Source organism: Aeromicrobium sp. REDSEA-S32_B7 (assembly GCF_001626145.1).
Classification (GTDB): domain Bacteria; phylum Actinomycetota; class Actinomycetes; order Propionibacteriales; family Nocardioidaceae; genus Aeromicrobium; species Aeromicrobium erythreum.
This window is the reverse complement of record NZ_LUNF01000208.1, coordinates 1,908-15,138: the sequence shown is the minus strand read 5'-3', so window position 1 is coordinate 15,138 and position 13,231 is coordinate 1,908. Positions and strand designations below refer to the sequence as shown.

The 13,231-nt window shown below is 72.6% G+C and carries 11 protein-coding genes and 2 pseudogenes; 1 reads left to right on the top strand and 12 read right to left on the bottom strand.

The features are described from left to right. The 7 genes from A6Q79_RS13820 to A6Q79_RS13790 form a co-directional block, all read right to left on the bottom strand. A partial coding sequence (locus tag A6Q79_RS13820; RefSeq protein ID WP_317698631.1) for a DUF222 domain-containing protein occupies positions 1-617 on the bottom strand: 617 nt, incomplete at its 3' end. Continuing rightward, entirely contained in the window at positions 572-1,330 is a 759-nt protein-coding gene (locus tag A6Q79_RS13815; RefSeq protein WP_317698630.1) for an HAD family hydrolase, read from the bottom strand. The genes A6Q79_RS13815 and A6Q79_RS13820, both read right to left, overlap by 46 nt. Beyond that, on the bottom strand, positions 1,327-2,445 hold the full coding sequence (rlmN, locus tag A6Q79_RS13810; protein ID WP_202967753.1) for a 23S rRNA (adenine(2503)-C(2))-methyltransferase RlmN: 1,119 nt from the start codon (positions 2,443-2,445) through the stop codon (positions 1,327-1,329). Before rlmN ends, A6Q79_RS13815 begins: the two co-directional genes overlap by 4 nt. Positions 2,446-2,518: 73 nt before the next feature. Continuing rightward, positions 2,519-3,520 carry a putative zinc-binding metallopeptidase gene (locus A6Q79_RS13805; protein ID WP_286689193.1) on the bottom strand — a complete coding sequence of 334 codons (1,002 nt, stop codon included), beginning with the start codon at positions 3,518-3,520 and terminating at the stop codon, positions 2,519-2,521. A gap of 55 nt (positions 3,521-3,575) precedes the next feature. Further along, positions 3,576-4,448 (bottom strand): transglutaminase family protein, encoded by an 873-nt coding sequence (locus A6Q79_RS13800; RefSeq protein ID WP_286689194.1) that lies wholly within the window; start codon positions 4,446-4,448, stop codon positions 3,576-3,578. After that, on the bottom strand, positions 4,445-6,913 hold the full coding sequence (locus tag A6Q79_RS13795; RefSeq protein WP_286689195.1) for a circularly permuted type 2 ATP-grasp protein: 2,469 nt from the start codon (positions 6,911-6,913) through the stop codon (positions 4,445-4,447). The genes A6Q79_RS13800 and A6Q79_RS13795 overlap by 4 nt, the downstream gene beginning before the upstream one ends. Further along, positions 6,910-8,250 (bottom strand): transglutaminase family protein, encoded by a 1,341-nt coding sequence (locus A6Q79_RS13790; RefSeq protein WP_317698629.1) that lies wholly within the window; start codon positions 8,248-8,250, stop codon positions 6,910-6,912. Before A6Q79_RS13790 ends, A6Q79_RS13795 begins: the two co-directional genes overlap by 4 nt. A gap of 55 nt (positions 8,251-8,305) precedes the next feature. Between A6Q79_RS13790 and A6Q79_RS18690 the strand changes: the two are divergent. Continuing rightward, positions 8,306-8,386 (top strand): annotated as a pseudogene (locus A6Q79_RS18690) (DUF6537 domain-containing protein); the annotation flags it as partial. A gap of 39 nt (positions 8,387-8,425) precedes the next feature. Here A6Q79_RS18690 and A6Q79_RS13785 read toward each other — a convergent pair. The 5 genes and pseudogenes from A6Q79_RS13785 to tsf form a co-directional block, all read right to left on the bottom strand. Next, positions 8,426-9,961, bottom strand: a pseudogene (locus A6Q79_RS13785) (transglutaminase family protein); the annotation flags it as partial. 62 nt (positions 9,962-10,023) lie between these two features. Further along, complete coding sequence (locus A6Q79_RS13780) at positions 10,024-10,905, bottom strand: phosphatidate cytidylyltransferase (RefSeq protein ID WP_286689197.1); 882 nt, start codon at positions 10,903-10,905, stop codon at positions 10,024-10,026. After that, positions 10,895-11,449, bottom strand: coding sequence for a ribosome recycling factor (frr, locus tag A6Q79_RS13775; RefSeq protein ID WP_286689203.1), 555 nt, complete (start codon positions 11,447-11,449; stop codon positions 10,895-10,897). The genes A6Q79_RS13780 and frr overlap by 11 nt, the downstream gene beginning before the upstream one ends. Then, entirely contained in the window at positions 11,449-12,183 is a 735-nt protein-coding gene (pyrH, locus tag A6Q79_RS13770; RefSeq protein WP_286689204.1) for a UMP kinase, read from the bottom strand. Before pyrH ends, frr begins: the two co-directional genes overlap by 1 nt. A 125-nt stretch (positions 12,184-12,308) precedes the next feature. Further along, positions 12,309-13,124 carry a translation elongation factor Ts gene (gene tsf / locus A6Q79_RS13765; protein ID WP_067856651.1) on the bottom strand — a complete coding sequence of 272 codons (816 nt, stop codon included), beginning with the start codon at positions 13,122-13,124 and terminating at the stop codon, positions 12,309-12,311. Positions 13,125-13,231 lie beyond the last annotated feature (107 nt).

The following is a 13,231-nucleotide window of genomic DNA, read 5'->3' as shown; positions in this document are numbered from 1 at the left end:
CCGTCGGGGCGTGGGGTGCGGCGCAGGCGGGCGTCGATGGCGGCGGCCTGGTGGGAGGGGATGAAGGCGTTGACCCAGGCCATGGCGTCGTCGACGTGGGTGACCTGCACGTCGCGTTGGCGGCGGGCGGCCTCGGCGCGCTGGGCGGCTTCCTCGGCCTCGACGCGGGCGACGAACCGCTTCAGCCAGCCGCGCAGCTCGGCCACGGTGTGGGTCGCCGCGTACCCGACGACCGACTCGTCGAGGCGTCGGTGGGACGACTCGTGCACCAGCAGCAGAGCCGCCGACGACACCTCGCGGGCTCGCGCCCAGTCGAGACGACCGTCGCGGAAGGCTCGCCACGTGTAGGGCGTGCGCTCGCGGAGTCGGTCGGCCGCCGCGAGCCGGTTGGTCACCTGACCCTCGGACAGCCCGACGGCCTGGCCGATCTCCAGCGGGATCGCCGACCGCTCCACGAGCCTCACCATCGGCGACTCGATACCGGCGGTGCGCACCAGCTCGGCGTCACGGAACCGCAGCATGTCGACGATCTCGGACGCCTCGGCACGCGCGCGCTCCCGCGCGCGGGCGGTCAGCGCGTCGAGCGCCTCCGCGTTGCCGTTGCCGTTCTCGTCCATGTCTCCAACCTAGGGGCGACCTCCGACACCTTGGCCACGGCGAGCGCGCGACCGGCCCAGGCGAGCATCGGCAGGTCGTTGGACATGTCGCCACAGGCCCACACGTCGCGGGCCGCGATGCCGCGCTCGGTGCACCACGTCTGCAGCCCCGACGCCTTCGTGACGCCGCGCGGCGTCAGCTCGGCCAGGCCGACGGCGCCGGAGAAGCCCAGCTCGGCGCGGTCGCCCACCACCTCGGACACCCGCGTCAGGAACGCCTCCTGCTCGACGTCGGGGGCACGGGCCAGCAGCTTGCCGGCACCGACGGCCTCGAGGTCGTGGCCCACGGCGTCGTCGCGGTGCGCGTCGAGGAAGTGCTCGTCGCGGCGCATGCCGTCCGCGCACTCGACGGCGAAGCCGATGCCCGGCACGGCCGCCCGCAGGTCGGCCAGCAGGACCCGCAGGTCGGCCGGCGCGAACGGGTGCGACTCCACGACCTCGCGACGGGCGACGTCGAGCACGAACGCACCGTTGCCGCAGAGCGCCACGCCGTGACCCCCGACCGCGTCGGCGAGCTCGTCGAGCCACCGAGGCGGCCTGGCGGTCACGAACACGACCTCCACGCCGGACTCCTCGGCCGCCGCGACGGCGGCACGCGTGCGGTCCGACAGGGTGCCGTCGCTACGCAGGAGGGTGCCGTCGAGGTCGGTCGCGAGCAGCGCGGGTCGGCTCACGCGTCGGACGCGGCGAGCTGGCCGCAGGCGGCGTCGATCTCGTCGCCGCGGGTGTCCCGGATCGTCGTGCTGATGCCACGCGAGACGAGGCGGCGGACGAACTCGTCCATGTCCTCGTCGCGGGAGCGGGTGAAGCGCGAGCCGGGGACCTCGTTGAGCGGGATGAGGTTCACGTGCACCCAGCCGCGACCCTCGCCGTGCGCGAGCAGCAGCTCGGCCAGCAGGTCGGCGCGCCAGGCCTGGTCGTTGATGTCGCGCATCATCGCGTACTCGATCGAGACGCGTCGGCCGGTGACGTCGAAGAAGTGCTTCGCCGCCGAGACGGCCTCCTCGACGCTGTGCCGCGTGTTGATGGGGACCAGCTCGTCGCGCAGCTCGTCGTCGGGGGCGTGCAGCGACAGCGCGAGCGTGACCGGCACGCCCTCGTCGGCCAGCTGGCGCATGCGCGGCGCGAGCCCGACCGTGCTGACGGTGATGTTGCGCGCCGACATGCCGAGCCCGTCGGGCGCGGGCGAGGTCATGCGACGCACGGCACCCACGACCGCCTTGTAGTTGGCGAGCGGCTCGCCCATGCCCATGAACACGACGTTGGAGAGCCGGCCCGGGCCGCCGGCGACCCGCCCGTGCGCCATCGCGGCAGCCGCGTCGACGACCTGGTCGACGATCTCGGCCGTGCTCATGTTGCGCTGCAGGCCGCCCTGGCCGGTCGCGCAGAACGGGCAGGCCATGCCGCAGCCGGCCTGGCTCGACACGCACACCGTCGCGCGCTCGGAGTAGCGCATCAGCACCGACTCCACGAGCGCGCCGTCGAACAGGCGCCACAGCGTCTTGAGGGTCGTCCCCTGGTCGGCCTCCTGCACCTTGACGGTCGACAGCAGCGGCGGCAGCAGGGCCTGCGCGATGGCGTCGCGCTGCGCCGCCGGGAGGTCGGTCATGGCCTCCGGGTCGCGCTGCAGGCGCGCGAAGTAGTGGTGCGCGACCTGCTTCACCCGGAAGGCGGGCAGGCCGAGCTCCTCGGCCGCGGCCTTGCGCTCGTCGGCGGAGAAGTCCGCGAGGTGACGCGGAGGCTTCCCGCGACCGCGCGGGGGCTCGAGGACGAGCGGCAGGGTCTTGATGGGCTCGCTCACCGCACCATCCTCCCAGCCCGACCCCAGCGCTGTCGAAACGCGCGGGTCGGGCCGGGTCGGCTCACGCCGGGACGGGGTGCGGGTCGCGCGCCAGGGCGGCGACGAAGTCGAGCTTGTCGAGCACCGGCGGCGGGATGACGAACGGGTAGAGGTCGTCGGACCCCATCGCCCGGTTGATCTGGTTGAGCGCCGTGGACAGCGGGATCCAGACGCCCGTGACGAGGTCGCTGAACAGGGTGAAGGCACTCGGGTCGACCGTGGTCAGGCCGTAGGCGCGCGCGGTCTCGACGGTGTCGCTGATGTGCATCCAGTGCGCGAAGGTCTCCGCGAAGTCCTCGAACGGGTGCATCGTCGCGTAGGTGCTGATGTAGGACTCCTGCCAGTCCTCCGGCGGGCCCTCGCTGTAGTGCCGGTCGATCTCGGCCTGGTAGTCCTTCGACTCGTCGCCGAACAGCTCCCGGCACGCGTCCATGCGCTCCTCGCCGCGCACGAGCACGGACTCGAAGTAGTGGCCGACCTCGTGGCGCAGGTGGCCCAGCATCGTGCGGTAGGGCTCGTCGAGCTCGGACTGAACCTTCACGCGGTGCGCGTCGTCGCCCTCCGCGAGGTCGATCGTGATGACGCCGTCGGCGTGACCGATGACGACGTTCTCCTCCACGCTCGACAGCATGTCGAAGCACAGTCCCTGCTCGGGGTCCTCGTCGCGCGTGGTGATCGGCAGGCCGCGCGCGTCGAGCTCCACGACGAGCCGGCGCTTGGCCGACTCGGCCACCGGGTACTGCGACAGTCCCTCGAGGTCGTCGTCGGCCGGACGCGTGCGCGTCAGGTCGCAGCTGAAGCACTGGCCGCCCTCGACGGTGGCCAGCCAGGTGCAGCCGGAGAGGTTCAGGTTCGCGCACACGTGCCAGACCAGACCCTCCCGGTCGACGTAGCGACCGTCCTCGTCGACGGGCACGATCTCGTGCTCGTTGCGGGAGTACCCGAGCGCCGTCCCGCAGGAGACGCACAGGGAGTTCTCGAAGTACAGGGCGTTGCCGCACACGCGGCAGGAGAAGGCCTTCACGTGACCATCCTTGCCCCGCTCCGGCGGCTGCGCATCCCCATCCGGGAGGGACGTCTCAGACCGGCACGACGTCGACCGCGACGGCGAGCGTCGACGTCTTCGCCTCGGTGAAGATCACACCCTTCAAGGGGGGCACGTCGGAGTACTCGCGACCCCACGCGACTGTCACGTACCTCTCGTTCGCGGGCTGGTCGTTGGTCGGGTCGAGGGCGAGCCAGCCGGCTCCCGGGACCCAGACGGCCGCCCACGCGTGGGTCGCGTCGGCACCGACGACGCGCTCCTTGCCGGGTGGCGGCTCGGTGGCGAGGTAGCCGCTCACGTACCGGACGGCGAGGCCGTGCGAGCGCAGGCAGGAGAGCGTGAGCTGGGCGAAGTCCTGGCACACCCCGGCACGCGCCTCGAGGACGTCGGCGATCGTCGACGTCACCGTCGTCGCGCCCTGCTCGTACGCGAAGTCGGCGTGCACGCGGTGCATCACCTCCAGCACCGCCTCGCCCAGCGGCCGCCCCGGCGTCAACGACTCCGCCGCGTAGGCGTGCGCGGCCTCCGGCTGGTCGACCGACGGGGAGGCGAGGGCGAGGTCGAGCGCGCTCCAGGCGTCGGGCACGTCGGGCCGGGCCGAGGGACGCGCCTGCTCCCAGGGCACGCCCAGCGCGACCGGGTCCAGCACGGGCTCGTCGACCTCCACCACGCTGTGCGCCACGACGTCGAGCGTGCGGTGCGGCGTGTCGAGCTGGAAGTACATGGCGGTGTTGCCGTAGTGGTCGACGTCGGTCGAGCGGTCGAGGGGCTCGGGATGGACGTCGACCTCGTGGGCCACCACGCGCTGCCACGGCAGGTCGCGCGGTGTCAGGTACGCGATGCCGTAGCTGCCGGTCACGTCGTCGTCGTAGGTGTAGGTGGTGCGGTGGGTGACGTCGAGCCTCATCGGGTCCCCCGTCCGGAGAGGCCGAACGCACGGGGCGCGGGAGCCGTGGCCAGGTGCGTGCCCGCGAACGCCTCGGCGACCCGCAGGAGGTGGATGGTCAGGCTGTCCAGGTGCCGCTCGAGGTTGGGCCGCGACTCGCCCTCGATCGGCACGAGCTCGGCGACGTGGGTGCGGTCGACCTCGTCGACGAGGTCGTCCAGGAGCCGCTCGGGCCGGCTGGCGCCCGTCGACGCGGGCAAGGCGGCGACGTGGCGTCGCAGCGTCTCGAGGTTGAAGCGCAGCGAGCGCGGGTTGGCCGGGTCGGCGAGGAGCAGCTCGACGAGGCTGGTGACGCGGACGAACCCGCGGTACCGGCGTCGGTGGGTGATGGCGCTCTCGGTGGCGGTCAGCACGCCCTGGTGCAGGTGCCGGTCGACGTCGATGCCGCGTCGGACCGTGACGGTGCGGCGCAGGAGGGCGACGACCTGCAGGCAGCGCTCGAGGGCGCGTCCGGCCTCGAGCGTCTCCCACCCCTCGTCGTGCACCATGCTGGCCGTCGCCCCGTGCAGCGCGAGCAGCCCGGTCAGCATGCGCTCGGCGCTCTCCGTGACCTGGAGGCTGTGATCGTTGGCGTCGAGCAGCGCGGCCGCGCGCTCCGTGGCCCCGAACGCGCGGAACACGTCGACCGACAGCTGGTCGCGCACGCCCTCGGCGGCTCCCCGCAGCGCGGCGAAGGAGTGGGCCACCGAGGCCGACCGCTCGACGTCGAGCAGGACGGAGCGCAGGTCGGCGTCGACGCTCTCCCCGTCGCCGGCGTCGTACGGTCCGGGCACCTGGTGCAGCAGCGCGCCGCGCAGCACCCGCAGGGCCACGCCGCCGGCGCTGTAGGGACGCGCCCGGAAGTCCTCCGCGAGGGCGTGGGCGACGAGCACGAGACGCAGCGTGTCCTCCGCGCGCTCGGCGTAGCGGCCGAACCAGAAGAGGTCCTCGAGCACGCGCGGCACCAGCGGCGTGACGCTGCTCGACGACGTCACCGCGAGCACCTCGGCCAGTCCCTGGTCGGGCTGGTCGGGCGCGTCCTTCAGCACCCACACGTCCTTGCTGGACACCGACCGCGCACCGTCGAGCACCGACGCGAGCCCGCCCAGCATCGGCCGGTACGACGACCCGTACCGCAGCGTGAACGTCCGCAGCGCCACCGACTGGGGGCGCACGGCACCACCCGCGAGGCGCGGCGCCTGCGACCAGGCCGGCAGCTCCTGGGCGGCGAAGCGGTGCGGCTCGGCCTGCACGCGGGCGAGCAGCTCCGCCGGGCCGAGGCGGTCGACGTCGACCGACCGGTCGATGGACCGGACGGCGAGGTCGTCCCACCGCTCACGGGCGAGGGCGAGCGCGTCGGGGTCGCCGAGCCAGGAGGTCGGGACCGACGGCAGCCGCAGCGGCTCGTCGAGGAGGTGCTCGCACAGGCCGGCCATGTACGGGAGCAGCGCAGGGTTCTCCAGGACGCCGGAGCCCAGGCCGTTCACGATCCGCACGCTCCCGCGCCGCACCGCCTCGAGCAGACCCGGGACGCCGAGCTGGGAGTCGCCGCGCAGCTCCAGCGGGTCGCACCACGGTGCGTCGACGCGCCGCAGGATCACGTCGACACGTTCCAGACGGCCGAAGACCCGCATCCACACCGCGCCCGAGCGCACCACCAGGTCGCTGCCCTGCACGAGCGGGAAGCCCAGGCTGGACGCGAGGTGCGCCTGGTCGAACGCGGTCTCCGACGCCGACCCGGGGGTGAGCACGACGACGCGCGGGTCGTCGACGTGCTCGGGCGCGGCCTGCATGAGGGTCGACCGCACGGCCTGCAGGAACGGCCCCACCTGGTGCAGGCCGGCGTCGCGGTACATCTGTGGCAGCACGCGCGAGATCACGTGCCGGTTCTCCATGGCGTACCCCAGCCCGGACGGCGCCTGCGTCCGGTCGGCGACGACGACCCAGTCGCCGGCTGGCGTGCGGGCGACGTCGGTGGCGGTGAGCAGGAGCGGGCGGTCGTCGACGGTGCCCGGCCGGGCCGCCACGCGCAGGTAGCCCTGGTGGGCGTAGACCACGGCCGGCGGGACGACGCCCTGCGCGAGGACGCTGCGCGGTCCGTGCAGGTCGGCGAGCAGTGCGTTCAGCAGCTCGGCGCGCTGGGCGAGGCCGACCTCCAGGGGTGCCCAGTCCTGCGCGCTGAGCACGAGCGGCAGCGGGTCGAGCCGCCACCGTGACCCGGGCTCCCCCGGACGTCGGTACGTGACGCCGTCGTCGCCCAGGAACCGCCCGATGTCGCGCTGCACGCGACGCAGCTGCACGTCGGTGATCTCCAGCGCGCTGGCGGCGAGCGTCCGCCAGGCCGGCCGCAACGAGCCGTCGGCGTCGACCACCTCGTCGTAGCGGGCGGGAGCGGCGTCGAGGGTCGGCTGACCGACCTCCGACGCGTAGTCGCGCAGGACGGTCATGGCGCGGCGGGCCGCCCGGTCGGGCCGCCCAGGCTGACCTCGGCGGCGGTGTCGACGACCTCGACGTGCAGCGGCGAGTGCACCGGGATCGACGGGTGCAGCGCCGACCACGGCTGCCAGGCGCGGTAGCGCACGCCGGCGTAGTACTCGCCGGGCACGCCGGTCGGGGTGAGGGGCACGGGAACACCCTGGCACGTGACGAGGTGCCGCGAGGGCGAGACGCCACGGACGGTCACCTGGAGCCGCTCGATCGAGGAGTCGACGTAGCGCGACGTCCCCGAGCCCGTCGCCTCCTCCCCCAGGACGTGCCACGGCTCGATCGCGCTGCGCAGCTCGAGCTCGACGGGGCCCGTCGGCGTGCTCACCTGCGTCACGCCGATGCGGGGGAAGCGGAACTCCACGAACGGGTCGAGCCAGGAGCGCTCGAAGTCGATCCCGTGGTCCTGCAGGTCGGCGACGACGGCGTCCACGTCGCGGACCGCGCCCTGCGGCAGCAGGAAGTCCTCGTGCAGCGCGGTGCCCCACCGCTCGAGCGGTCCGGTGGCGGGGTCGTCCCAGAACCGGGCCACGAGGGCGCGCACGAGCAGAGCCTGCACCAGCGCCATCTGCGGGTGCGGCGGCATCTCGAAGCCGCGCAGCTCGAGCAGCCCGAGGCGCCCGCGCGAGGAGTCGGGGCTGTAGAGCTTGTCGATGCAGAACTCGGCACGGTGGGTGTTGCCCGTGAGATCGGTCAGCAGGTGCCGCAGGGCCCGGTCCACGAGCCAGGGCCGGAAGGTCTCGCCCTGCTCCTCGGCCTCGGCGACGAGCCGGTGGACCTCGGCGATCGCGATCTCCATCTCGTAGACCGACTCGGGGCGGCCCTCGTCGAAGCGCGGCGCCTGGCTCGTCGGGCCGATGAAGCGTCCGGAGAACAGGTACGACAGCGACGGGTGGCGCTGCCAGTGCGACAGCAGGCTCACCAGCAGGTCCGGTCGGCGCAGCAGCGGCGACGCGGCGGGCGTGCGGCCACCGAGCGTCAGGTGGTTGCCGCCACCGGTGCCGGTGTGCAGCCCGTCGAGGTCGAACTTCTCGGTGCCCAGCCGGGTGCGGCGTGCCGCGTCGTACAGCGTCTCGGTGAGCGACACCAGCTCCGACCACGACGACGTCGGCTGCACGTTCACCTCGATGACGCCCGGGTCGGGCGTGACGCTGAGCTGGGTCAGGCGCGGGTCCGGTGGCGGGCCGTAGCCCTCGACGACCACCGGCGTGCCGACGATCTGCACGGCCTGCTCCACGACGTGCAGGAGGTCGGCGTAGTCCTGGAGGCGCTCGGTCGGCGGCAGGAAGACGTGCAGCACGGGCGGCGCGTCGGGTCCGCCTGGCCGCACCTCGAACGCCAGGGCCTACAAGCTAATGGCATACAAGGACGAGTACGAAGTCGCCCGGCTTTACACCGACGGGCGGTTTCAGGCCAAGCTGGAAAAGGCTTTCGAGGGTAACGGAAAGTTGCAATTTCATTTTGCGCCGCCACTGCTCGCCCGTCGCGAGCGGCAGCACCCAGCCGGTCGGCCGCTCCTCGGCCTGGTCGAGCTGGGCGACCTGGTCGACGTCGGGCCGGTCGACGTCGGGCCGCTCCCCCTCGGGCCGGCCGACCTCGCGCGCCACGACGGCGAAGGGGTCCTCCCATGCGGGGAGCACGAGCTCGTGGGGCAGGCCGAGCACGCGTGCCACCTCGTGCGCCAGCCGCTCGGCGGTGTGGTGCTGCACCGGCGTCGGGTCGGACCACGGGTCGCAGAGCAGCGACGCGTCGTGCCACAGCGGCTCGCCGTCGGTACGCCACTGCAACGAGACCTGCCAGCGCGGGAGCGGCTCGCCGGGGTACCACTTGCCCTGCCCCCGGTGGACGACGCCGCCCTCGGCGTAGACCCGGCGCAGCCGCTCGGCGAGCTCCGTCGCCAGCAGACGCTTCTCGGGCCCGTCGGCCGCCGTGCTCCACTGCTCCGACGTGGAGTCGTCGACGCTGACGAACGTCGGCTCCCCGCCCATGGTCAGGCCCACCTCGCCCGCGTCGAGCCGCGCGTCGACGGCCCGCCCGAGCGCGTCGACGCGGTCCCACTGCTCCTGCGTGTACGGCAGGGTGACCCGCGGGTCCTCGTGCACGCGGGTGACCTCGTTCAGGAAGGAGAACTCGACCTCGGCCGGCTCCAGCGCCCCGGTGATGGGTGCGGCCGACGACGGGTGCGGCGTCGCGGACAGCGGGATGTGCCCCTCCCCCGCGAACAGCGACGACGTCGGGTCGAGTCCCACCCAGCCGGCCCCCGGCACGTACACCTCGGCCCAGGCGTGCAGGTCGGTGAAGTCTTCGGTCGCACCGGCAGGCCCGTCGAGCGCCTGCGCGGCCACGAGCGGGTCGGGCGCGAGCTGCACGAGGTAGCCCGACACGAACCGCGCGGCGAGACCGTGCTGGCGCAGCAGCGAGACCAGGAGCCATGCGCTGTCTCGGCACGAGCCGATCGCCCGGGTCAGCGTCTCGTCGGGGCTCTGGACGCCCGGCTCCATGCGGACCGTGTAGGCGACGTCGCGGTGGACGGCGGCGTTCAGGTCGGCGAGGAACTGCACGAGCGGCACCCCGTCGTCGGCCGGCTCGGGCAGGGCGTCGCGCCAGGCCCGGACGACCGGCCCCGGACCCTGGCCGTCGCCCTCGTCGACGGGCCGCAGGTAGGGGGCGAGGTCGGCCGCGAGCTGTGGCTCGTAGCTGAACGGGTAGGTCTCGGCGTACTCCTCGACGAAGAAGTCGAACGGGTTGACGACCATGAGGTCGGCCACGAGCGTGACGTCGACGTCGAGCTCGCTGACCTTGTCGGGGAACACCAGGCGCGCCTGCCAGTTGCCGAACGGGTCCTGCTGCCAGTTCACGAAGTGCTCGGCGGGCGAGACACGCAGCGCGTAGGAGTCGATCGGCGTCCGGCTGTGCGGCGCGGGCCGCAGCCGCACGACGTGCGGGCCGAGGGCGACGGGACGGTCGAACCGGTAGGTCGTGCGATGGCGGAGCGACACCTTGATCGACATGGGCCAAGCCTGCCGCATCCCTGTTTCGGCTCGATGTCCGCGTCGCCCGACGCCCTCCGCGCTCAGGCCGGGGTGACGAGGTAGTGCAGGATCAGCCAGGCGACGGGCGCGACCGCGATGAGCGAGTCGAGCCGGTCCATGATGCCGCCGTGGCCGGGCAGGAGGTCGCCCATGTCCTTGATGCCGAGGTCGCGCTTGATGAGCGACTCCGAGAGGTCGCCGAGCGTCGCCATCACGACACCGGCGACGCCGAGCAGGACGCCGACCCACCAGTCGCCGTCGAGGGCGAGGGTCACGGTGGCGATGCCGGCCGCGATCCCGAAGACGAGGGACCCGCTGAAGCCCTCCCAGGACTTCTTGGGGCTGATGGTCGGGGCCATCGGGTGCTTGCCGAGGAAGACCCCCGCGGCGTAGCCGCCGACGTCGGAGGCGACCGTCGCCACGATGAAGGCCACGATGCGCCAGGGACCGTCCGTCTCGACCAGCATGAGCATGACGAAGACGCCCATGAGGTGCAGGTAGGACAGGCAGAACACCCCGGCGCTCGCGTCACGGACGAACCCGTCCGCACCGTCGGAGAGTCGCCACACGAGCGTGCCGATGACGGTCAGCGCCATCGCGACCGCGGCGGTCTCCATGCCGCCGTAGTACGCGCCGACGAGCATCAGCGTTCCACCGGTGAGCACCGGCAGGAACGGCACCTTGATGCCGGCGGTCCCGAGGGCCCGGGCGAGCTCCCACAGGCCGACGCCGAGCGCGAGCACGACGACCGCCACGAACACGTCCTTGAACAGGAACAGCGAGACGACGACCATCGCGCCGAGACCGGCGCCCACGCCGATCGCGGCGGGCAGGTTGCGGCCCGCGCGACTCTTGCGCTGGGCGACGGCCGGGTCGGTCTCCCCCAGGGGTCCGTCGGTGGGCGCGGCCTCCTCAGACCTCAAGGAGCTCCGCTTCCTTGTTCTTCAGCAGCTCGTCGATCTGGTCGACGTGCTGCTTCGTCAGGGCGTCGAGGCGCTTCTCGGCGCCCACGTTGTCGTCCTGGCTGATCTCGGAGTCCTTCTCGGCCTTGTCAAGGGTCTGCTTCGCGTTGCGTCGCACGCCGCGGACGGCGACGCGTCCCTCCTCGGCCTTGGAACGGGCGAGCTTGATGTACTCGCGGCGGCGCTCCTCAGTGAGCTCGGGCAGCGTCACCCGCAGCACCTTGCCGTCGTCGGAGGGGTTCACGCCGAGGTCGGAGTCGCGGATGGCCCGCTCGATCGCACCCTTCGCGCCCTGGTCGTACGGGCTGATGATGACGGTGCGCGGCTCGGGCACCTGGAAGCCGGCCAGCTGCTGCAGGGGCGTCGGCGTCCCGTAGTAGTCGGCCGTGATCTGGGAGAACATCGCCGGGTGGGCGCGACCGGTCCGGATGGCCGCGAACTCCTCCTGGGTGTGCTCGACGGCCTTGTCCATCTTGGTGCCGGCCTCGCGCAGGGTCTGGTCGATCACGGTGCGTCTCCTGTCGTCGTCCCGATGTGTGGTCCTGCGTCGCCGTGGACCAGCGTCCCGATCCTCTCACCCTGGAGCACCCGGGCGATGTTGCCCTCACCCTCCATGCCGAAGACGATCATCGGCAGGTCGTTCTCCATGCAGAGCGCGAACGCGGCGGCGTCGACGACCTTCAGGCCGAGGCGCAGGGCCTCCGCGAAGGTGAGGTCGTCGAAGCGGCGCGCGGAGGCGTCGGTGCGCGGGTCGGCGGAGTACACCCCGTCGACGCCGCTCTTGCTCATGAGCACCGCGTCGGCCTTGATCTCCAGGGCGCGCTGGGCGGCCACGGTGTCGGTGCTGAAGTAGGGCATGCCCGCGCCCGCGCCGAAGATGACGACGCGCCCCTTCTCGAGGTGCCGCATGGCCCGGCGCGGGATGTAGGGCTCCGCGACCTGGCCCATGGTGATGGCCGACTGCACGCGGGTGTCGATGCCCTGCTTCTCGATGAAGTCCTGCAGGGCGAGGCTGTTCATGACGGTGCCGAGCATGCCGATGTAGTCGGCCCGCGAACGCTCCATGCCCCGCTGGCTCAGCTCGGCGCCGCGGAAGAAGTTGCCGCCGCCGACGACGATCGCCACCTGCGCGCCCTCGCGGACCGCCTGGGCGACCTGGCGGGCGATGCCGTTGACGACGTCGGGGTCGATGCCGATCTTGCCGCCGCCGAACACCTCGCCGGACAGCTTGAGCAGCACGCGGCGGACGCCGGGGCCTGGGGCCCCGGCGTCCGCGGTGCTGAGGTCGGCCGGGTCACCGTGCGTCGGGTGGTGGGTCACGATGCTCCGGTCCTTCCTGTCGTGGTGCTGGTCGGCTCCGTGGATCAGGCGCCGATCTCGATGTGCGCGAAGCGCTTGACGTCCACGCCGGCGCCGTCGAGGACCGCCTTGACCGTCTTCTTGTTGTCGGTGACCGACGGCTGGTCGAGCAGGACGACGTCCTTGAAGAAGCCGTTGACGCGACCCTCGGTGATCTTCGCGATCGCCTGCTCGGGCTTGCCCTCCTCGCGGGCCGTCGCCTCGGCGATCTCGCGCTCCTTGGCGACGATGTCGGCGGGGACGTCCTCACGGGTGAGGTAGCGCGGACGCATCGCGGCGATCTGCATGGCGGCGCCGCGGGCGGCGTCGAGGTCGTCACCGGTGTACTCGACGAGGACGCCGACGGCGGGCGGCAGGTCGCTGGCGCGACGGTGCAGGTAGACGGCGACCTGGCCGTCGAACGCGGCCACGCGGCCGAGCTGGATCTTCTCGCCGATGACGGCGGCGAGGGCGCTGATGGTCTCCTCGACGGTCTTGCCGTCGTCGAGGGTCGTCTTCGCGAACGCGTCGGCGTCGGCGGGCTTCGTGGCGTCGGCCGCGGCGGCGAGCCGCTCGGCGAGCGCGATGAACTGCTCGTTCTTCGCGACGAAGTCGGTCTCGGAGTTCAGCTCGACGATCGCGTTGCCGGAGCTGGCCACGAGACCGGCGGAGGCCTCGCGCTCGGCGCCGCGCTTGGCGGCCTTCGCGGCACCGGAGATGCGCAGGATCTCGACGGCCTTGTCGAAGTCGCCGTCGGCCTCGGTGAGGGCCTTCTTGGCGTCCATCATGCCCGCGCCGGTGGCGTCGCGGAGCTTCTTCACGTCTGCGGCAGCAATGGCCATGTGAGGGTCTCTTCCCTGGGTCGTGGTGGTGGAAGGGGGGTGGTCGGGTGCCGGAGGTCGTCCGGCACCCGACCGGGTGTCACGGGGTCGACGTCACTTCTCGGCGG